Source organism: Streptomyces aidingensis, assembly GCF_900112355.1.
Taxonomy (GTDB): domain Bacteria; phylum Actinomycetota; class Actinomycetes; order Streptomycetales; family Streptomycetaceae; genus Streptomyces; species Streptomyces aidingensis.
The window spans coordinates 277,900-296,849 of sequence record NZ_FOLM01000001.1 but is presented as its reverse complement, the minus strand read 5'-3'; the positions used below and the strand labels follow the sequence as shown (position 1 = coordinate 296,849).

General features: G+C 73.1%; 19 protein-coding genes. 12 read left to right on the top strand and 7 right to left on the bottom strand.

Features of this window, described 5'->3' with window-relative positions:
• Window positions 1-249 precede the first annotated feature (249 nt).
• The 6 genes from BM242_RS01395 (at window position 250) to BM242_RS01370 (ending at window position 9,060) form a co-directional block, all read left to right on the top strand.
• On the top strand, window positions 250-1,734 hold the full coding sequence (locus BM242_RS01395) for an aldehyde dehydrogenase family protein (protein ID WP_093837270.1): 1,485 nt from the start codon (window positions 250-252) through the stop codon (window positions 1,732-1,734).
• Between the two features lie 82 nt (window positions 1,735-1,816).
• The gene (locus BM242_RS01390; protein WP_093836727.1) at window positions 1,817-3,493 is read left to right on the top strand and encodes a GMC family oxidoreductase; all 1,677 of its coding nucleotides are present in this window, start codon (window positions 1,817-1,819) and stop codon (window positions 3,491-3,493) included.
• Window positions 3,490-4,617, top strand: coding sequence for a betaine/proline/choline family ABC transporter ATP-binding protein (locus tag BM242_RS01385; protein ID WP_093836726.1), 1,128 nt, complete (start codon window positions 3,490-3,492; stop codon window positions 4,615-4,617). Before BM242_RS01390 ends, BM242_RS01385 begins: the two co-directional genes overlap by 4 nt.
• Entirely contained in the window at window positions 4,614-6,698 is a 2,085-nt protein-coding gene (locus BM242_RS01380) for an ABC transporter permease (RefSeq protein ID WP_093836725.1), read from the top strand. The genes BM242_RS01385 and BM242_RS01380 overlap by 4 nt, the downstream gene beginning before the upstream one ends.
• A 93-nt stretch (window positions 6,699-6,791) precedes the next feature.
• Window positions 6,792-7,802 carry a glycine betaine ABC transporter substrate-binding protein gene (locus tag BM242_RS01375; protein WP_093836724.1) on the top strand — a complete coding sequence of 337 codons (1,011 nt, stop codon included), beginning with the start codon at window positions 6,792-6,794 and terminating at the stop codon, window positions 7,800-7,802.
• Window positions 7,803-7,986: 184 nt separating this feature from the next.
• Window positions 7,987-9,060 carry a glycine betaine ABC transporter substrate-binding protein gene (locus tag BM242_RS01370; protein WP_093836723.1) on the top strand — a complete coding sequence of 358 codons (1,074 nt, stop codon included), beginning with the start codon at window positions 7,987-7,989 and terminating at the stop codon, window positions 9,058-9,060.
• A 40-nt stretch (window positions 9,061-9,100) separates the two neighbouring features.
• Here the strand turns inward: BM242_RS01370 and BM242_RS01365 are convergent, their stop codons facing one another.
• Both BM242_RS01365 and BM242_RS01360 read right to left on the bottom strand, forming a co-directional pair.
• A complete protein-coding gene (locus BM242_RS01365; RefSeq protein ID WP_245833728.1) occupies window positions 9,101-9,508 on the bottom strand; it encodes a DUF3017 domain-containing protein in 408 nt (135 codons plus the stop codon).
• 42 nt (window positions 9,509-9,550) lie between these two features.
• Window positions 9,551-10,417: a bifunctional methylenetetrahydrofolate dehydrogenase/methenyltetrahydrofolate cyclohydrolase gene (locus BM242_RS01360; protein ID WP_093836721.1), complete on the bottom strand. Its 867-nt coding sequence runs from the start codon at window positions 10,415-10,417 to the stop codon at window positions 9,551-9,553.
• Between the two features lie 193 nt (window positions 10,418-10,610).
• Between BM242_RS01360 and BM242_RS01355 the strand changes: the two genes are divergently transcribed.
• The 4 genes from BM242_RS01355 to BM242_RS01340 all read left to right on the top strand — a co-directional run bounded on the left by BM242_RS01355 (window position 10,611) and on the right by BM242_RS01340 (window position 14,033).
• On the top strand, window positions 10,611-11,237 hold the full coding sequence (locus BM242_RS01355) for an RDD family protein (RefSeq protein WP_093836720.1): 627 nt from the start codon (window positions 10,611-10,613) through the stop codon (window positions 11,235-11,237).
• A 213-nt stretch (window positions 11,238-11,450) separates the two neighbouring features.
• Window positions 11,451-12,143: an HNH endonuclease family protein gene (locus BM242_RS01350; protein ID WP_093836719.1), complete on the top strand. Its 693-nt coding sequence runs from the start codon at window positions 11,451-11,453 to the stop codon at window positions 12,141-12,143.
• Between the two features lie 84 nt (window positions 12,144-12,227).
• A complete protein-coding gene (locus BM242_RS01345) occupies window positions 12,228-12,488 on the top strand; it encodes a hypothetical protein (RefSeq protein WP_093836718.1) in 261 nt (86 codons plus the stop codon).
• Between the two features lie 150 nt (window positions 12,489-12,638).
• On the top strand, window positions 12,639-14,033 hold the full coding sequence (locus tag BM242_RS01340) for an alpha/beta hydrolase domain-containing protein (protein ID WP_217652344.1): 1,395 nt from the start codon (window positions 12,639-12,641) through the stop codon (window positions 14,031-14,033).
• Between the two features lie 93 nt (window positions 14,034-14,126).
• Here BM242_RS01340 and BM242_RS01335 read toward each other — a convergent pair whose 3' ends face one another.
• On the bottom strand, window positions 14,127-14,669 hold the full coding sequence (locus BM242_RS01335) for an excalibur calcium-binding domain-containing protein (protein ID WP_425443787.1): 543 nt from the start codon (window positions 14,667-14,669) through the stop codon (window positions 14,127-14,129).
• A 341-nt stretch (window positions 14,670-15,010) separates the two neighbouring features.
• Between BM242_RS01335 and BM242_RS01330 the strand changes: the two genes are divergently transcribed.
• Window positions 15,011-15,289 (top strand): type II toxin-antitoxin system Phd/YefM family antitoxin, encoded by a 279-nt coding sequence (locus BM242_RS01330; RefSeq protein ID WP_093836716.1) that lies wholly within the window; start codon window positions 15,011-15,013, stop codon window positions 15,287-15,289.
• On the top strand, window positions 15,286-15,540 hold the full coding sequence (locus BM242_RS01325; protein ID WP_093836715.1) for a Txe/YoeB family addiction module toxin: 255 nt from the start codon (window positions 15,286-15,288) through the stop codon (window positions 15,538-15,540). Before BM242_RS01330 ends, BM242_RS01325 begins: the two co-directional genes overlap by 4 nt.
• 47 nt (window positions 15,541-15,587) lie before the next feature.
• On the opposite strand, the gene BM242_RS01320 is transcribed toward BM242_RS01325, so the two are convergent.
• The 4 genes from BM242_RS01320 to BM242_RS29100 all read right to left on the bottom strand — a co-directional run bounded on the left by BM242_RS01320 (window position 15,588) and on the right by BM242_RS29100 (window position 18,886).
• Window positions 15,588-16,370, bottom strand: a complete 783-nt coding sequence (locus BM242_RS01320; RefSeq protein ID WP_139238236.1) for a hypothetical protein — start codon at window positions 16,368-16,370, stop codon at window positions 15,588-15,590.
• Window positions 16,371-16,481: 111 nt separating this feature from the next.
• On the bottom strand, window positions 16,482-17,285 hold the full coding sequence (locus BM242_RS01315; RefSeq protein ID WP_093836713.1) for a hypothetical protein: 804 nt from the start codon (window positions 17,283-17,285) through the stop codon (window positions 16,482-16,484).
• Between the two features lie 150 nt (window positions 17,286-17,435).
• Window positions 17,436-18,569 carry a cellulose binding domain-containing protein gene (locus tag BM242_RS01310; protein WP_425443786.1) on the bottom strand — a complete coding sequence of 378 codons (1,134 nt, stop codon included), beginning with the start codon at window positions 18,567-18,569 and terminating at the stop codon, window positions 17,436-17,438.
• A 140-nt stretch (window positions 18,570-18,709) separates the two neighbouring features.
• The gene (locus BM242_RS29100) at window positions 18,710-18,886 is read right to left on the bottom strand and encodes a hypothetical protein (RefSeq protein WP_175541200.1); all 177 of its coding nucleotides are present in this window, start codon (window positions 18,884-18,886) and stop codon (window positions 18,710-18,712) included.
• Window positions 18,887-18,950: the final 64 nt, after the last annotated feature.

The window sequence follows — 18,950 nt, the reverse complement described above, 5'->3', positions numbered from 1 at the left end:
TTACCGGTTCTTCGCGTTCTTCGCGTTCTTCGCGACTTCTCCACCGATGACAGGACCTGGCATCACGTTTTCGTCACAGGGACACATGCCCTTCCGGAAGGCGGGCAGGAGCCGCCGTTGTCCCCTGCACCCAGGGAACGCGAACGCGCAGACGGCGGGTACCGCCCGCCGGAAGGAAGGGTCACCACAGTGCCGGACACACCGGACGGGCCTCGGCAGGCCACGGAGCAGCACGACTGGGCGGACAGCCTGTGGATCGCCGGGCACCGGCGCCCCGCCGCCGACGGCAGCCGCCGCCAGGTGCACGACCCGGCGGACGGCACCGTCCTGGCCGAGGTCGCCGAGGCCGGACCGGCCGACGCCGACGAGGCGGTGGCCGCCGCCCGCCGCGCCTTCGACCACGGCCCCTGGCCGGCCACCCCGCCCGCCGGCCGCGCCGCCGTGCTGCGCGCCACCGCCGGGCTGCTGCGGCGCGACCGCGAGCGGATCGCGCTCACCGAGAGCCGGGACACCGGCAAGACCCTGGCCGAGGCCCGCACCGATGTGGACGACGTGGCCGCCGCCTTCGGCTACTACGCGGCGCTGGTGGAGCACGAGGCGGCCGGCCGCGTGGTTGACGCGGGTAGCGCGGAGGTGCACAGCGTGGTGGTGCACGAGCCGGCCGGCGTCTGCGCGCTGATCACGCCCTGGAACTATCCGCTGCTCCAGGCCGCCTGGAAGATCGCCCCGGCGCTGGCGGCCGGCAACACCTTTGTGCTCAAGCCCAGCGAACTGACCCCGCTCTCCAGCGTTCTGCTGCTGCGTCTGCTCGGCGAGGCCGGACTGCCCGACGGCGCCGGCAATCTGCTCACCGGCCCCGGCGACCCGGTCGGCGCCCGGCTGGCCGCCCACCCCGGGGTCGACCTGGTGTCCTTCACCGGCGGCCTGGCCAGCGGCACCAAGGTCGCCGCAGCCGCCGCGGCCACGGTGAAGAAGACCGCCCTGGAACTGGGCGGCAAGAACCCCAATGTGGTGTTCGCCGACGCCTGCGCCAGCCCCGAGGGCTTCGCCACCGCCGTGGACCACGCGCTGAACGCGGCGTTCATCCACAGCGGCCAGGTCTGCTCGGCGGGCAGCCGGCTGATCGTCGAGGAGTCCGTGCGCGACCGCTTCGTGGCGGAACTCACCGCGCGGGCCCGGCGCATCCGGCTCGGCCGGGGCACCGACCCCGGCGTCGAATGCGGCCCGCTGATCTCCCCCGGGCAGGTGACGAGGACCGAGAAGTTCGTGGCCGGCGCGCTGGAGGAGGGCGCGGTGCTGCGCTGCGGCGGGCGCCGCCCGGGTCCGGGCGACGGCCCGCCGGACGGCGGCTGGTTCTATCTGCCGACCGTGCTGGACCACTGCCACCGGGACATGCGGATCATCCGCGAGGAGATCTTCGGCCCGGTGCTCACCGTGGAGACCTTCCGCACCGAGGACGAGGCCGTGGCGCTGGCCAACGACACCGAGTACGGGCTGGCCGGGGCGGTGTTCTCGGCCGACACCGCCCGCGCCCGGCGGATCGCCGGCCGGCTGCGGCACGGCACGGTCTGGATCAACGACTACCACCCGTATCTGCCGCAGGCCGAATGGGGCGGCTTCGGCCGCTCCGGCACCGGCCGCGAACTGGGCCCCTCGGGCCTGGCCGAATACCGCGAGACCAAGCACATCTACGAAAACCTCCGGCCCGCCCCCACCCGCTGGTTCGCGGGCTGACCACGCGCCATCCCTTCCGTCCCCCCGTCCCCGTTCCCCGTTCCCCGTACGACCCGCAGCACGACACCCACCGGCGGCATTCATGCATCCCCAGCACAACAGCCATCCGCGGCACGACACCCCCGCATCCGGAACCGAATACGGCACCGGGTACGACACCGAATACGACTATGTGGTGGTCGGCGGCGGAACCGCCGGATGCGTCATCGCCTCCCGGCTGGCCGAGGAGCCCGGCACCACCGTCGCCCTGATCGAGGGCGGCCCCAGCGACCTGGACCGCCCCGAGGTGCTCACCCTGCGCCGCTGGATGGGCCTGCTCGGCGGCGAACTCGACTACGACTACCCCACCACCGTGCAGCCGCACGGCAACTCCCACATCCGGCACAGCCGGGCCCGGGTGCTCGGCGGCTGCTCCTCGCACAACACCCTGATCAGCTTCAAGCCCCTGCCCTCGGACTGGGCCGAGTGGGAGGCCGCGGGCGCGGCCGGCTGGGGCGCCGACGCCATGGAGCCCTACTGGGCGCGGCTGCGCAACCGGATCGTGCCGGTCGGCGCGGCGGACCGCAACGCGATCGCCCGCGACTTCGTCACCGCCGCCCACCACGCCCTGGGCGTGCCGCTCATCGAGGGCTTCAACCGGGAGCCGTTCACCGAGGGCACCGGCTTCTTCGATCTGGCCTACCACCCCGAGACCAACCAGCGGTCCTCCGCCTCGGCGGCCTATCTCCACCCCCATCTGCGGGCCGGCGACCGCCCCCATCTGACGCTGCTGCTGGAGACCTGGGCCTACCGGGTGGAGCTGGGGCGCGACGGCCGGGTGCGCGGAGTGCGGGTGCGCGGCGCGGACGGCGCGCTGTCGCTGCTGCGCGCCCGGCGCGAGGTGGTGCTCTGCGCGGGCGCCGTGGACACCCCGCGGCTGCTGCTGCACTCCGGCATCGGCCCGGCCCGGGACCTGGAGAAGCTGGACATCCCCGTGGTCCACGATCTGCCGGGGGTGGGCGAGAACCTGCTGGACCACCCCGAGTCGGTGATCGTCTGGGAGACCCACGGGCCCATCCCGGACAACTCGGCGATGGACTCCGACGCCGGGCTGTTCGTCCGCCGGGACCCGGCCTCGCCCGGCCCGGACCTGATGTTCCACTTCTACCAGATCCCGTTCACCGACAATCCGGAACGGCTGGGCTACCGGCGACCGCCGCACGGCGTCTCCATGACCCCCAACATCCCCAAGCCGCGCAGCCGCGGCCGGCTCTACCTGACCAGCGCCGACCCGGCGGTCAAGCCGGCGCTGGACTTCCGCTACTTCAGCGACCCGGACGGCTACGACGCCCGCACCCTGGTGGACGGCATCCGGATCGCCCGCGAGGTGGCCCGGCAGGAGCCGCTGGCCGGCTGGCTGGGCCGCGAGGTGTGCCCGGGGCCGGAACTGGTCACCGACGAGGAGCTCAGCGCCTACGCGCGCCGCGCCGCGCACACCGTCTACCACCCGGCGGGCACCTGCCGGATGGGCGCGCCGGACGACCCCCTGGCCGTCGTCGACCCCGCGCTGCGGGTGCGCGGCCTGGCGAACCTGCGGATCGCGGACGCCTCGGTCTTCCCCACCATCCCGGCGGTCAACCCCATGGTCGGCGTGCTGATGACCGGCGAGCGGGCCGCCGCCCTGCTGCGCGCGGACTCCTCCGCCGCCCCGGCGGCGCCCCGGATTCCCGCACCACGACGACGGGCCCACCCCGAACAGAGCGGAGAGAACGCACGATGAAAGCGACCGGACAGCATCCCCTCCCCCGGCAGCGCGCGGACGTGGCGGCCCCGGAGCCCGGCGAGCGCCCGCCCGTCTTCGCCGTGCGCGGCCTGTGGAAGGTGTTCGGTCCGCGTGCCGAGCGGGTGCCGCGCAACCCCGCGCTGGCCGCCCTGCCGGCCGCCGAGCTGACCGCCCGCACCGGCTGCACCGCGGCCGTCCGCGATGTCTCCTTCGAGGTCCGGCCCGGTGAGTGCTTCGTGGTGATGGGGCTGTCCGGCTCCGGCAAGTCCACCCTGGTGCGCTGCCTGACCCGGCTGATCGAGCCCACGGCGGGCGCGGTCGCGATGGACGGCGAGGACGTGCTGGCCATGGACAAGGAGCGGCTGCGCGAACTGCGCCGCCACCGGGCCGCCATGGTGTTCCAGCACTTCGGCCTGCTGCCGCACCGCACGGTGCGGGACAACATCGCCTACGGGCTCCAGATCCAGGGCCTGTCCAGGGCCGAACGGCGGGCCCGCGCCGAGGAGATGGCCGCCAAGGTGGGACTGACCGGGCTGGAGCACCGCCGCCCGGCGCAGCTCTCCGGCGGCCAGCAGCAGCGCGTCGGCATCGCCCGCGCACTGGCCGTGGACCCCGAGGTGATGCTGTTCGACGAGCCGTTCAGCGCGCTGGACCCGCTGATCCGCCGCGACATGCAGGACGAGGTGCTGCGGCTGCGCCGCGAGGAGGGCCGCACCATGGTCTTCATCACGCACGACCTGTCCGAGGCGCTGCGGGTCGGCGACCGGATCGCGCTGATGCGGGACGGCGGCATCGTGCAGATCGGCACCCCGGAGGAGATCGTGGGCCGGCCCGCGGACGACTATGTGCGCGACTTCGTCCGGGACGTGCCGCGCGACCAGGTGATCACGGTGCGCAGCGCCATGCGCCCGGTGGGGCCGGGCGACGCGGACCGGGACGGCTGCGCGGAGCTGCCGCCGGAGACGGTGGTCGCCGACGCCATCGCGGCGGTCGCGCGCACCGGCCGCCCGGCACGGGTGACGGACCGCGGCGGCCGGTGCCTGGGCGTGGTGGACCACGAGCGCCTGCTCTCGGTGGTCGCCGGTCTCGACACCCCTGAGCTGGAGGGCACCGCCACATGACCGGCACGACAAAGCCCTCCCTGGCCGCCAGGGTCCCGGCCACCGCCGCCGGCCCGGACGGGCCGGCCGCGCCGGCCGGAGGCGGCGGGGTGGCGGCGAAGTCCGCCGGGGCCGCGCGGGCGCTCGGCGGGCGGGTGTATCTGGTCGTCGCGGCGGCGCTGTTCGCCCTGGCCGGCGCGGTGCTGGCGGGCGACGCGGCATGGCCCGGCTCCTGGACCTGGGACGCGGAGACGCCGCTGGACGAGCTCAACCGCTGGCTGATCCTCAACCGCGACTCGCACCCGCTGTTCCTCTACTTCCTGCTGCATCTCAGCAACAACGTGAACAGCGCGGTGGACACCGCCCTCGCGGTCCTCCAGGGCCTGGGCTGGCCCGGCGTCACCGTCGCCGCCACCCTGGGCGCCTGGGCCGCAGCGGGCGGCGGCACCCGCCCGCGCGCCCTCACCACGGCCGGCACCGCGCTCGCCGCCTTCGCCGCCATCGGCCTGCTCGGCATGTGGCCGCACGCCATGCTGACCCTGGCCCTGATGGTGGTGGCGGTGACGCTGTCCGCCGTGCTGGGCCTGCTGCTCGGCCTGGCCGCCGGTCTCTCCGACCGCGCCGGCCGCGCGCTGCGCCCGGTCTTCGACACCATGCAGGTGCTGCCCGCCTTCGCCTATCTGCTGCCCTTTGTGCTGCTCTTCGGCATCGGCACGGCACCCGCCCTGTTCGCCACCGTGATCTACGCCGCGCCGCCCATGGCCCGGCTGACCGCCCTCGGCCTGCGCGAGGCCGATCCGGCGGCCCTGGAGTGCGCCCGTTCGCTCGGCGCGGGCCCCTGGCAGCGGCTGCTGACCGCCCGGCTGCCGCTGGCCCGTCCCCGGATGCTGCTCGGCCTCAACCAGACGATCATGATGGCGCTGTCCATGGTGGTCATCGCCTCGATCATCGGCGCGGGCGGCCTCGGCGACCAGGTCTTCGACGGGCTGCGCACCCAGGACATCGGCAAGGCGCTGACCGCCGGCATCGCCATCGTGCTGATCGCGATCTGGCTGGACCGCACCACCGCCGCGGCCGGCGAACGGCTGGAGCACCCCGGCGCCGGCACCGGCCGGGCCGCCGCCGCGCTGCCCCTGGCCGTGACCGTGGCCGCCACCGTCGCCGCCTGGCTGCTCGGCCGGGTGGCGCTGGGCCTGGGCGCCTGGCCGGACGGCTGGACCTTCTCCATCGCCGACCCGGTCAACGACACCGTGGACTGGATGGTGGTGAACCTCGGCTCGGGCGTCCCGCTGGTCGGCGGCACCCTGACCTGGGCGGAGAACTTCACCCTCTGGGTGCTCAACCCGCTGCGGGACGGCCTCACCGCCATCCCCTGGTGGGCCCTGCTGCCGCTGGCCGGGGTGCTCGGCTTCCTGGCCGGGCGCCTGCGCAGCGCCCTCACCGCGATGGGCGCGCTGGCCGCCATCGGCGTGCTCGGGCTGTGGGACAAGTCCCTCAACACCCTCTCCCAGGTGCTGGGCGCGCTGCTGCTCACCCTGCTGATCGGCTTCGCGGCCGGCATTGCGGCCGCCCGCCGCCCGCTGCTGGAGAAGCTGCTGCGGCCGGTGCTGGACGTGCTCCAGACCATGCCGCAGTTCATCTATCTGATCCCGGTGGTGGCGCTGTTCGGCGTCGGCCGGATCGCGGCCATCACCGCGGCCGTGGTGTACGCCCTGCCGGCCGTGGTGCGGATCACCACCCAGGGGGTGCGGCAGGTGGACGCCACCGTGCTGGAGGCGTCCCGCTCGCTGGGCGCCACACCCTGGCAGCAGCTGCGCCAGGTGCAGCTGCCGCTGGCCCGTGCCCAGCTGCTGCTGGCCGTCAACCAGGGCGTGGTGCTGGTGCTGGCCGTGGTGGTGGTCGGGGGTCTGGTCGGCGGCGGCGCGCTGGGCTTCGACACCGTCTACGGGCTCCAGCGCGGCGACCTGGGCGTGGGCCTGCCGGCCGGCGCGGCCATCGTCTGCCTCGGCCTGCTGCTGGACCGGATCACCCAGCCCGGCCGGGACGCCGCCCCCGGCCCCGGCACCGGCCGCGGTGACCGGGCCGGGAGGTCCCGGCCCTGAACCGGCCGCCCGGGCCGCCCGGCTCCCCCCGGCCGGCCCCGCAACAACCCCGATACCAACCCCCGTAACGACCCCGGCAAGGAGAACGAACCCATGCGCAAGCGCACCCCCGCCCGCCGTACCGCCCTCGCCGCCGGCACCGGAGTGCTGGCCCTGCTGGCCCTCACCGCCTGCGGCGCCGCCGAGACCGACCGGCCGGACGCCGGCGGGCAGGACGGCGGCAGCGACAACGGCGGCGAAGGACAGGGCTACGACACCGTCGTCATTGCCGAGCCCAACTGGGTCGGCGCCGCCGCCAACGTGGCCGTCGCCAAGCATGTACTGGAGACCGAGCTGGACGTCACCGTCGAGGTGCGCCAGATCGACGAAACCCTGGCCTGGGACGGCCTGGACGACGGCTCCATCCACGCCATCCTGGAGGACTGGGGCGGCGCCCCGGAGAAGGAGGAGCTGTACCTGGAGGAGAAGAAGTCCGTCGTTCCCGGCGGCGAGCTGGGCGTGGTCGGCCACATCGGCTGGTTCGTGCCCAAGGCGTACGCCGACGCCCACCCCGAGGTGAAGACCTGGGAGGGCCTGAACGACCTGGCCGAGGACTTCCGGACCGCCGAGTCCGGCGACAAGGGCCAGCTCCTCAACGGCGACCCCGGCTACACCAGCTACGACAAGGAGATCGTGCGCGAGCTCGGCCTGGACTTCCAGGTGGTCGAGGCGGGCAGTGAGGAGGCCCTGATCTCCGCCATCCAGCGCGCCGACCGGGAGGGCACCCCGCTGCTCACCTACTGGTGGACCCCGCACTGGCTGAACGCCGAGGTCGAGCTGGTGGAGGTGGAGCTGCCGCCGTACAGCGAGGAGTGCTACGAGGACCTGTCGAAGGTCGCCTGCGCCTACCCGGACGTCAACCTGCCCAAGTATCTGAACGCCGACTTCGCCGAGAACGGCGGGGAGGCCGCGGAGTTCCTGAAGAACTTCCAGTGGGACACCGCGGACCAGGAGCTCGTGGCCCAGTTGATCCAGGGCGAGGGCATGGAGCCGGAGGCCGCCGCCGAGCAGTGGGTGGCTCAGAACCCGGACAAGGTCCAGGCCTGGCTGCCCGCCGAGGGCTGAGCCCGGCCACCCGGCCCACGGCCGTCCGGGACCGGCCGCCCGGTCCCGGACGGCCGCCCCGGCCGCGCCGGAACGGGGCCCGGCTGCACTGTGCAGCAGTCTTCACCCGGTCCGCTTCCCGGGGCCGATCCGTGTGGCTACTGTGTCTGTGGAACGCCGGTTGACACAGTGGAGACACGTCCATATGAAGCCCAGCCGCCGGGGCCGCTCCGCGCTGCCCGTCCGGGTGCTCCTGGCGACTCTGACCGCGCTGAGCACCCTCGGCATGCTCGGCGGCTGCGTTCCCGGCAGCGCCCGGGGCCAGGAGGACACGGGCGCCGCCGCCTCGGCGGGCTTCGACGGCAAGGTGTCCATCGCGGTGCCCGGCTGGGCCGGCGGCCAGGCCAATGCCGCCGTCGCCGCCTATGTGCTGGAGCACCAGCTCGGCGTCCCGGTCGAGCTCGTCGACACCGACCCGGACCGGGCCTGGGACCTGCTGGACTCCGGCGAGGTGCACATCGTCCTGGAGGACTGGGGCGCCAGCCCGGACAAGCAGGAGCTGTACATCCGCCGGCGCCAGACCGTGGTCCCGGCCGGTGAGCTGGGGCCGGTCGGGCACGTCGGCTGGTTCGTGACCGGCGACTACGCCGTGGCCCACCCGGAGGTCCGCACCTGGGAGGGCCTGGCCGGGCGCACCGGCGACTTCGCCACCGCCGCGACCGGCGGGCGCGGACGTCTGCTGCTCGGCCACCCGGACGACGCCTCCTTCGACCGGAGCCTCATCGACCAGCTCGGCCTGGAGCTGACCGTGGTGGCGGCGGGCAGCGAGGAGGAGCTGATCGAGGCGCTGCGCACCGCCGACCGGACGGGCATCCCGGTGCTGGCCAACTGGTGGCAGCCGCACTGGCTGAACTCCGAGATAACGATGACCGAGGTGGAGCTGCCGCCGTACACCCCCGGCTGCCGCACCGATCCGGAGCGGGTGCGCTGCGGCTATCCGGACATCCCGCTGCGCAAGTATCTGAACGCCGAGTTCGCCGGGACGGGCGGCGAGGCGGTGGAGTTCCTCCGGGCCTTCCGGTGGTCCACCGAGGACCAGAACGAGGTGGCCCGGCTGATCGCGGACAAGGGGCTGACCCCCGAGGGAGCGGCGGCCCAGTGGGTGGCGGCGAACCCGGAGAAGACCGGCTTCTGGATCGGCCGCTCCGCCGAGCAGGTGCTGGAGCGGATGGAGGCCGAGGCCGAGGCCGAACCCCCCGCCGCCCACAACGTCGGCTGACCGGCCGGGCGACCGGCCGGGCGGCCGCGGTGACGCGGCGTCAGTCGCCGGCCGAGAACCGGAGTATGTCCTTGAGGAACGGCAGTTCCAGCCAGGGGTCCGGCTGCGCCATCAGGGTCAGCAGCACGATCAGGGTGCCGAGCGCCCCATAGGTCACCACATCCGTGAACCGGGAGCGCACCGCCAGCATCCCCACGGCCGGCAGCACCAGCCGCAGCACGCCCCCGGCCAGCACCGAGCAGCCCACGATCAGCAGCCCGATCCGGAAGCCGCTGACCGTCATCACCAGCAGGCCGGCCAGCGTGCCGGCCAGCACGGTCAGCAGCGGCCACTGCCGCACCGGCGCCGGATAGCCGCCGCCCGCGGTCCGCCCGCCGCCCTGCGGCCGGGCGGTGTCCCAGGTCACCTCCGGATAACGCCGGGAGCCGCCCCGTTCACTCGTCGTCACCTCGACCACCACCGCCGTCCATCCGTCCGTTCTGTCCCGGGGTCAGTCCTGGCGCAGCCCGGCGGCGCGTTCCGCCATCTGCACCACGTTCTCCAGCAGCATGGCCCGGGTCATCGGCCCCACGCCGCCCGGGTTGGGCGAGACCCAGCCGGCGACCTCCCGGACGCCGGGATGCACATCGCCCACGACCTTGCCGTTCTCGTCCCGGCTGACGCCCACGTCCAGCACGGCCGCGCCCGGCTTGACGTCCTCCGGCTTGACCAGGTGCGGCACCCCGGCCGCCGCCACCACGATGTCCGCCCGGCGGAGCTGCGCGGACAGATCCCGGGTGCCGGTGTGGCACTGGGTCACGGTGGCGTTCTCGCTGCGCCGGGTCAGCAGCAGCGGCAGGGTGCGCCCCACCGTGGTGCCGCGCCCGATCACCACCACATCGGCGCCGTTGATCTCCACGCCGTAGCGGCGCAGCAGGAAGATGATGCCGTTCGGGGTGCAGGGCAGCGGCGCGGCCTCGTTCAGCACCAGCCGGCCCAGGCTCATCGGATGCAGGCCGTCGGCGTCCTTGGCGGGCTCCATCAGCTCCAGCACCCGGTTGGTGTCGATGCCCCGGGGCAGCGGCAACTGCACGATGTAGCCGGTGCAGGACGGGTCCTCGTTCAGCTCCCGGACCACCGCCTCGATCTGCTGCTGGCTCGCGGTGTCCGGCAGCTCCTTGCGGAGGGAGGCGATGCCGACGGCGGCGCAGTCGCGGTGCTTGCCGGCCACGTATTTCCGGCTGCCGATGTCGTCCCCGACCAGCAGGGTGCCCAGCCCGGGGGTGACACCGGCCGTCTTGAGGGCGGCGACGCGGGTGGTGAGGTCGGCTTTGATGGCGGCGGCGGTGGCCTTGCCGTCGAGAATCTGGGCGCTCATGCTCCCATCTTCCCGGATGCCGCCGCCGGACCACCAATCCCGTCCGCCGCGGCGGCCACCCGCACATTCTGTTGCGGCTTTGGCACAGGGGGACAGCGCCACTGGACAGCCGGTGGTACCAGACGATCGAATGGCCGCACCACAAAGCTGAACTTCTCCCGCCCGTCCGCGCCGACCGAGTGAGGAACCGTCCGTGACCCATCCGCCGCAGCAGCCCGAGCAGTCCCCCTATGGTCAGCAGCCCGGCGGATATCCGCAGCAGCCGGGCTACCCGCAGCAGCCCGGCTTCCCCCAGCAACAGGGCTATCCACAGCAACAGGGCTACCCCCAGCAACAGGGGTACGGCTATGGATACCCGCAGCAGCCCGGCGGCCAGCAGTACGGCTATCCAGGTGTCCCGGGCCAGGCAGTAGTGCCGCAGGGCTTCGCCGGCTGGGGGTCACGCTTCGTCGCCCGGCTGATCGACTTCCTGCTGTTCGGGCTGGTGCCCATCATTCTCACGTTCTCCGGGATTGACTCGGAGGGCAGGATCGGGCCGCTGTACTTCCTCGGCGCCCTGCTGGGCCTGGGCGGCTCCCTCTTCCTGGCGTGGATGGTGGGCACCACCGGCCAGTCCCCGGGCCGCAAGGCGGTGAGCATCCAGGTGCTCAAGGAGTCCACCGGGCAGCCGCTGGGCTTCGGCATGGCCTTTGTCCGCGGACTGCTGGAGTTCATCAACGCGCTGCCGTGCTTCCTGGGGTATCTGTGGCCGGCCTGGGACGCCAAGAAGCAGCACTTCACCGACAAGATCGTGGGCAGCATCGTGGTCCGCAAGATCTGACCGCGGCACGGCCGCCGAGGGGGCCGCGTCCCGCCCGTGGGCGGGACGCGGCCCCTTCTGGCTTCCGCCGGGTGACGGCGGGATTGCCGTTCGTTGGCGCAACTCGCGTAGAAGATTAATCGACCCGCGTAGAACTTGTCATGGACGCGTTACGCAGCCCCTCGACCATCCATCAGGAAACCCCTGGCGAACAAGCCTTCGGGAGGCATCCTGATGTCCCACCCCCACAGCGTCACCCTCACCCGGGTCCCGGCCCCCGGCGGCAGCCGCGCCCGGCGGCGCGGCCTGCCCGCCCTGGCGGCCGTGCTGGCCACCGCGGGCATGCTGCTCTTCCTGCTCTCCCCGCCCGCCTCGGCCGCTCCCCCGCGCATCCCCAGCCTCTCCACCGCGCAGTACCAGCTCAACAACCTGTCGGTGGGCGCCGAAACGTCCATGACCGGCTACTCCCGCGACCTCTTCCCGCACTGGCGCAGCAGCGGCGGCTGCACCACCCGGCAGACCGTGCTCAAGCGGGACGGCAGCAACGTGGTCGTCGGATCCAACTGTCAGCCCACCTCCGGGAGCTGGTACAGCCCCTACGACGGGGTGACCCTCCGCTCGCCGTCCGACGTGGACATCGACCATGTCATCCCGCTCGCCGAGGCCTGGCGTTCGGGTGCCAAGAACTGGTCCACCAGCAAGCGCGGCGACTTCGCCAACGACCTCTACTGGCCGCAGCTCATCGCGGTCCACGACAGCACCAACCAGTCCAAGGGCGACCAGGACCCGGCCGACTGGCAGCCGCCCCGCGCCGCCTACCGCTGCACCTACGCCAAGATGTGGATACAGGTGAAGTACCGGTGGAACCTCAAGGCCGACTCCGCCGAGAAGTCCGCCCTGCAGTCCATGCTCAACACCTACTGCTGATCCCGCGCCGCTGATGCGTGCCGCTCGGCTGCCACCGGCCCGCTCCGGTGGCAGCCGTGCTGAGATGTCGGTATGACGGAAACCATGAGTGGTACGACGGAGCGCACCACGGTGTTCAAGGCCCCCCGGGGCGGCGTGATGACCGAGGAAGTCGGCGTCATCACGGGCGAACTGGAACTGCTCACGGCGGCGGAGCCGGACGGGACGCTGGTCCTGCGCATCCGCTACGCGGGCGCCGCCGAGTGGTACACGGTGGCGGGCGGGCCGTTCCGGCTCCATGATCCGCGCGACCACGAGGTGCTGCACGAGGTCCTGGTCTCGCTGCTGCACCGCCCCCAGCCCTGATCCCCTCCCGGTTCCTCCGACGCCTCGCCCGGCCGGCTCCCCCGCCCGCCGGGCGAGGCCGGTGATTCAGCCGATGAAGTCCGGGCGCCCGGCTGGTCATCCTCTCCGGGACGGGCGGGCGCCCGGCCCGCCCGGGGAGAGGAGCCGCAGATGCGCGCATGGCGCAGCACGTCGCGGATTCTGGTGACCGCGCTGGTCACCGCCACCCTCGCCGGAGGTGTGGCACAGGCCGCGCCGGAGCCGGAGGAGGCGGAGAAGACGGCGGCGGACGGGCGACCGCTCGTCGAGGGCCCGATCGCGGGCACGGTACCCGGCGATCCGTCGGCGCCGGAGGTGGCGGACACCTATCCGTGGATGTCCACGGTCACGGACCTGGCCGCCGCCGGATATGTGGAGGAGGAGTTCTACCTGTCCGGCGAGGCGGACGCCTACCGTCCCACCGGTGAGCGGGTCGCCTCCGATGTGCCCTACACCACCCGCCTCATCGTCCGCCGCCCCACCGACCCCGGACGCTTCAACGGCACCGTCCTCACCGAATGGCAGAACGTCTCGGCCGGCTACGACCTGGACGCGCTGTGGTCGCCCGAGCAGATCATGCGGGAGGGCTATGCCTGGGTGGGCGTCTCCGCCCAGCGGGTGGGGGTCGACCAGCTGCGCGGCTGGAGCCCGGCCCGGTACGGAGACCTCGATGTCACCGGCCAAGGCGCCTTCACCGCCGACGAACTTTCGTACGACATCTTCGCGCAGGCGGCCGAGGCGCTGCGCAGCCGCGGGGGCGACGCCAGGCCGCTCGGCCGGCTCAGGGCCAGGACGGTGGTGGCCGTCGGCGCGTCCCAGTCCGCCGGGCGGATGACCGTCTACTACGACCGCGTCCTGCCGGGGACCACGCCCGTCTTCGACGCCTATGCGTTCATCGTCGGCCCCGCCCCCTCCCGCAGGGGCGAGGAGCCGGTCTTCCACGTGCTGTCGGAGACGGATGTGCGCACCCCGGTGCGGCGGGCGGACGATGACCGCTACCGGCGCTGGGAGGTGGCCGGCACCGCGCATTCCGGCTGGCACGGCCAGGCGTACCGCAAGCCGGTCCTCGACCGTGACCTGGGCGCCGCGCCGGAGTACGCATGCGACCGGCCGCCGTTCAGCCGGGCCCCGCTGCACCATGTGCTCGCCGCCGCCTACCACCATCTGGTGCGGTGGGCGCGCTACGGCAGCGAGCCGCCGTCCGCTCCCCCGCTGGAGTTCGCCGCGGACGGCACCCTGGCCCGGGACGGACTCGGCCTGGCCAGGGGCGGCATCAGGCTCTCCCAGGTGGAGGTCCCGACCGCGCTGAACGACGGGATCAACTCCGGGGAGACCTTCTGCGTGCTGTTCGGCAGCCACATCCCGTTCGACAAGGCACGGCTGGACGAGCTCTACCCCTCGCCCGGCCGCTATGTCTCCGCGGTGCGCCGGGCCGACATCCGCGCCGTTCTGGACGGCCATCTGCTGCCCGCGGACGCCTACCAGAACCTGCGCGACGCCCTCGCCTCCGGCATCGGCAGGCCCTGACCGGCCCTGACCGGCCCGGCCGGCCGGCCCGCGGCGGCAACGGCGGCGGCGGGGGAGGGTACCGTCCGGGCCCTACCCCCGCCGCCTCGCCGGCTACTCGCAGCCCACGCCGTCGTCGTCGCGGTCCAGGTGCGGGCCGTAGCCCGGGTCGCCCCGGTGGACGGGGGCCGCGCCGGCCGCCCGGGCCGCGTCGCAGTTCTCGTAGAAGAAAGTGCTGCCGCCGCCCGACGAACCGTCGTCCGCCGCCTGCCCGGTGACCGTCCTGGTGACCACCACTTCGACCTCCTTGGTGACGGTCGGCCCCGGCTCGGGTTCCGCGGTGACGGTCTCGGTGACGGTCGGTGCCGGTTCCGCCCTGGCCTCGGCCGTCTCCGTCACCGTGGCCGTGGCCGTCGCCGTGGCCCCGGCACCGGCCCGCGCCTCGCCCGTCTCCTCCTCCGGACCACCGCCGGCCACGGCCACCCCGCAGCCCAGGGCCAGCACATAGGTCACCGCCACGGCCGCCCAGAACTTCGGGCGCTTGCGCATCGGCCGGCTGTCGGCCTCACCCACCGCCGGCCGGAACGGCCCCGGCTGCGCCCACTGCGGTCCGGGGTTCTGCCGCGCCCAACTCGGTCCGGGATTCTGCTGGCTCATCCAAGCCCCCCTTGGTCTGCCGCCTCACGTCACTCCCGCCCACGGCCGCACACACCCCTCGGTGGCGCGGCCGGGACCGCGCACATTACTCCCGAACACCCCTTCCGTCCCCCACTCGTCGGCCACTTTCTCCACCATTCGTCCGCAGAAGCCCCGGCACCAGACACATGCCCCATACATCCGCCCATCGGCAGGCCCCTCTGGAGCTGCACAGAGGGCCGCGGCCCCGAGGAGCACCCGCTCCCGCACATCGCCGTTGCCAGGTCTCCCCGAAGCGCGACAAGGAGGCGACCTGGAAGCAGTGGTACGCTATTCGGTACCACTTCCGGAAGGGTGTGACCATGTCCATCACCGCGAGCGAGGCCCGCAGAGAGCTTTTCCCGCTGATCAAAAAGGTCAATGAGGATCACGACGCCGTCGAGATCGTTTCCAAGCACGGCAATGCGGTGCTTCTCTCCGCGGACGACTATGCCGCTCTCCGCGAGGGGGCCTATCTGCTGCGTTCACCCGCGAACGCCCGCCGCCTGCTCAAGGCCTATGAGAACGCACTCAGCCGGAGCGGTCTCGTCGAGCGCGAACTGATCGACCCGGACGTGCCGGACGCCGGGGCAGCCGGGTGAGGCTCGTTTTCGAGGAGCAAGGCTGGGAGGATTACACGTCCCGGCTCAAGAATGACCGCAAGATGCTCGCCCGGATCAACAAACTGATCGAGGACATCCGTCGTGACCCCTTCACCGGTATAGGCAAGCCCGAACCGCTGAAGTACCACCTGCCCGGGGCCTGGTCACGGCGGATCGACGATGAGCACCGGCTGGTCTATCTGATCCACTCCGAAGAGATCATCGTTCTCGCCGCCCGCTACCACTACTGAGTTGCCGGCTGCGGCGCGGCGCCGCATGTGCTGACCGCGGGGAGTGGCTAGCCGGACGGGCAGCCCGTCAGGCACCAGGCGTCCAGGGCACGGTGGTACAGCTCCTGGATCCGGCCGCGCTCGGAGAGCGGCCCGGCGGCGAGCAGCGCGTAGCGGCGGCCGTCCTCGCCGTAGAAGACCCGGTCCACGGTGTAGCGGGGGCCGAACCGCGGATGGGTGTAGGTGAACTCCAGCTCGGCCGGGCCGAACGGGGCGGCGTCGAGCCTGGTCAGGCCGAGCAGGTTGTAGTCCTGGAATTCCGCGGCGACGGTCTGCTCCACGCCCGCCAGATTGTCGTACGGACTGGTCTCGGCGGTGGTCTCGACGCTGATCTGGATCAGATGCTCCCGGTTGTCCGGGGTGTAGAAGATCTCCAGATCGCTGACATAGTCGCGCTGCCAGCCCTCCGGGACCGCCAGCCCGAAACCGGCCGGGTCCTGCACGTTCCGGTATTCGATCCTGGTCGGCAGCGGATGGTCCGGCGGCTGTGTCGCGGGATCGTCAGCGGGCCCGGAGGACGAGGGCGACGGGGACGGCGAGGGCGAGGGCGAAGGGGAGCCGGAGGGTGCGGGAGCGCCCGCGCCGTCGTCCGTGTCCTCACCGTTCCACGGGGACTGGATCAGCACAAAGACCAGCGCCGTGGCCAGCGCGGCGGCGAGGGCCGTGAACACCAGGGCCGGCAGCCGCGGCGAGGTCCGGCGCGGCGGCGGGGGCGCGTACGGCGAGGGCGGAGGTGTCCAGCGGGGCGGCTGGACGTTCGGTCCCCTCCCGTTCGGCTGATACCCGGCCATCTCTCCCCTCCCCGCCGGCAACGGACACCGGAGAGGCGAGACTAGCCCATCGGCCGCGGGCATCGGGCGGGCACCGGGGGGCACCGGCCCGGCCGCCGCGCCGCCGGCCGCTCAGGAGTCGGTGAGCAGGCGCTGGGTGAGTGCTTCGAGTTCCTCCAGGCCGGCCTGCACCGCTTCGAGTTCGGTGGTGAGCGGGGTGAGATCGAGCGCGGTGGCGGCGGCGTCATCGGCGGCGCGCAGCGAGAGCAGCATGCCGCCGTGCTCGGCGGCGGCCTCCAGCCGCAGCGTCAGCGTCTCCACGGTGGCCACCAGCACGGTGCGCAGCTCCTCCATCCGCTCCCGGGAGGCGGCGCGTTCGCCGACCGCCCGGGCGGACGCCTCCTTGGCCCGGCGCACCGCGCCGCCCTCCGGCAGGGCGGCGGCCTCCCGCTCCAGGCGCATCTGCTCGCCGCGCAGCTCCCGGGAGTCCTCCCCGCCGGAGGTGGCGGCGTCGATCACGGTCACCGCCGCCACCCGCCGGGTGAGCTGCTCGCTGGCGGTGCGGGCGTGCGAGGCGGCGTCCGCCAGCGCGGCACCGAGGGTGCCGTCGGCCGCGGCGCTCTCCCGGTGAGCCTGGAGCCGCTGCGCGGCGTTGCGGGCGCGGCCCAGCCACTGCTCGGTCTCGGTGAGCGCGAAGGTCTCGGGCCGGCGGGGCAGTTCGGTGATCCGGCCGCCGGTGCCGGGCGCCGGGCGGGTGCCGGTCAGCCGGGAGGTGATGAGGTAGGTGAGCAGGACGATGCCGAAGACCCCGGCGCCGTACTCGGCGGCGGTGCGCGCCTCCTCGTCCAGCACGTAGTACAGCAGCGCTCCGGCTCCCGCGCCGATCAGCACCGCGAGAACGAAACCGCCGAAGGTGCTCCCGGAATCCCTGCTCATCGCCGCCCGCCCCCGCTTCCCCGTCCGTTGAACCCGGCCGGTCACAGCGTACGCGGGGTGCGAGTCGGGCGGGAGTGCCAACGGCCGCGTCCCGGCGCTGGGGGACGCGGCCGTGCGCACGGCGCAGGTGGTGGCAGCACCCGTGCCGGATCAGGGGATGGCGATGCAGTCGAAGCCCATCGCGGTACTGGTGGTGCCGGCCGGCAGCGAGCCGATGAAGCCGAAGGAGGTGCTGGCGCCGGGGGCCAGCGACCCGTTCCAGGCGGCGTTGGACACGGTGCCGGCGCCGCTGTCGTAGGAGCCGCCCCACAGTTGGGCGATCTGGGCCCCGCCGTCCGTCACCAGGACGGCCTGCCAGCCGCTCAACGCGGTGGTACCGGAGTTGGTGATGGTCACCCCGGCCTGGAAGCCGCCCTGCCAGGTGTGGGCGACGTGGTACTCCGCGGTGCAGGCGCTGTCCTCGTTCCCGCCGCTGCCGCCGGAATCACCGCTGCCGCCCGAACCGCCGGAGTCACCACTGCCGCCGGAGTCGCCCGAACCGCCCGAATCACCGGTCCCGCCGTCCAGGACGTCGGTCAGGGCGGGGAACCAGCGAGCAGCGATCTTGTCGTCACCGGCGGCGTTGGGGTGCACGCCGTCGTAGGTGTCGGTCGCGGTGGAGAAGCCGGTCCACTGGTCCACCACGATCACCGGCGAGCGTTCGGTGGTCACGGACTGCGCCCAGCCGGGGATCCGCTCGTTGAACGCCACCGTCCGCTGCGCACACTCGCCGCAGGTGGCCGGGTTCATCGGGATGATCTGCGCGACCAGCAGCGTGATGTCCGGGTTCTGCGCCCGCATCTGGTCCAGCAGGGTGGAGAAGGCGGCCAGGATGATGTCCGGCGCGATATTGCTCCAGACATCGTTGGTGCCCAGGTGCATCATCACCACATCCGGCCGGGTGGCAGACAGCCAGCCGGGCAGTTGGTTGTCGGAGGCGATCCGGGTGGCGAGGAAGCCGCCGTGGCCCTCGTTGTCGCCGTCGTGGGCCACCCCGCAGCCCTGCGGCGGCAGGGTGCCGACAAAGTCGATGCCGGTGTGGCCGGCGTCCTGGAGCTGGTTCCACAGCACCGCCCGCCAGCACCCGGGGGAGCCGGTGATGGAGTCGCCCAGCGGCATGATCCGCACGGGATCGGCCGCCGCGGCCGGGGCGGCTCCTGCCGGCTGGGCGAGGGTCGCTCCCACGATGAGCGCGAGAGCGGCGAGTCCCGCTCTCAGCGCATGACGTACCCGCACTGATTCCACCTTCTTCCCACAGACCGCGACTCGGAGTGGGAGCGCTCCCAAAACGCCGGATACATCAACCCACCACCCGGCGGCCCCGTCAAGACCCCACGGAACCAAACGCATCTCCCCATGCCCCGGCACTCACGCCGGCCGGGTGCTCAGCTCCCGTCATAGAGCCGGTCCAGGCCGATGAGCTGGACCGACGGATCCGCCTCGGCCACCGCGCGCAACTCCTCGGTGAATCCGGCTCCGCCGAAGCACAGCGGCCTGGCCGCCTCCGCGGCCATCCCCTCCCGGGCCCGCAGCAATTCCCGGATCCGCTCCAGCCGCCGCATGCCCCATGCCCATGGTCTCGTTTCCCCGGCCCGCGGGCGGGGCCGGAGGGGCCCGGCCCGCGGG

Excerpts from the sequence above, each read along its gene's own strand:
- BM242_RS01340 (WP_217652344.1), top strand. The coding sequence starts at position 12,639 with ATGCGCGCATGGCGCAGCACGTCGCGGATTCTGGTGACCGCGCTGGTC.
- BM242_RS01375 (WP_093836724.1), top strand. The coding sequence starts at position 6,792 with ATGCGCAAGCGCACCCCCGCCCGCCGTACCGCCCTCGCCGCCGGCACC.
- BM242_RS01335 (WP_425443787.1), bottom strand. The coding sequence starts at position 14,669 with ATGAGCCAGCAGAATCCCGGACCGAGTTGGGCGCGGCAGAACCCCGGA.
- BM242_RS29100 (WP_175541200.1), bottom strand. The coding sequence starts at position 18,886 with ATGCGGCGGCTGGAGCGGATCCGGGAATTGCTGCGGGCCCGGGAGGGG.
- BM242_RS01350 (WP_093836719.1), top strand. The coding sequence starts at position 11,451 with ATGTCCCACCCCCACAGCGTCACCCTCACCCGGGTCCCGGCCCCCGGC.
- BM242_RS01360 (WP_093836721.1), bottom strand. The coding sequence starts at position 10,417 with ATGAGCGCCCAGATTCTCGACGGCAAGGCCACCGCCGCCGCCATCAAA.
- BM242_RS01320 (WP_139238236.1), bottom strand. The coding sequence starts at position 16,370 with ATGGCCGGGTATCAGCCGAACGGGAGGGGACCGAACGTCCAGCCGCCC.
- BM242_RS01380 (WP_093836725.1), top strand. The coding sequence starts at position 4,614 with ATGACCGGCACGACAAAGCCCTCCCTGGCCGCCAGGGTCCCGGCCACC.
- BM242_RS01370 (WP_093836723.1), top strand. The coding sequence starts at position 7,987 with ATGAAGCCCAGCCGCCGGGGCCGCTCCGCGCTGCCCGTCCGGGTGCTC.
- BM242_RS01385 (WP_093836726.1), top strand. The coding sequence starts at position 3,490 with ATGAAAGCGACCGGACAGCATCCCCTCCCCCGGCAGCGCGCGGACGTG.
- BM242_RS01330 (WP_093836716.1), top strand. The coding sequence starts at position 15,011 with ATGTCCATCACCGCGAGCGAGGCCCGCAGAGAGCTTTTCCCGCTGATC.
- BM242_RS01315 (WP_093836713.1), bottom strand. The coding sequence starts at position 17,285 with ATGAGCAGGGATTCCGGGAGCACCTTCGGCGGTTTCGTTCTCGCGGTG.
- BM242_RS01345 (WP_093836718.1), top strand. The coding sequence starts at position 12,228 with ATGAGTGGTACGACGGAGCGCACCACGGTGTTCAAGGCCCCCCGGGGC.
- BM242_RS01390 (WP_093836727.1), top strand. The coding sequence starts at position 1,817 with ATGCATCCCCAGCACAACAGCCATCCGCGGCACGACACCCCCGCATCC.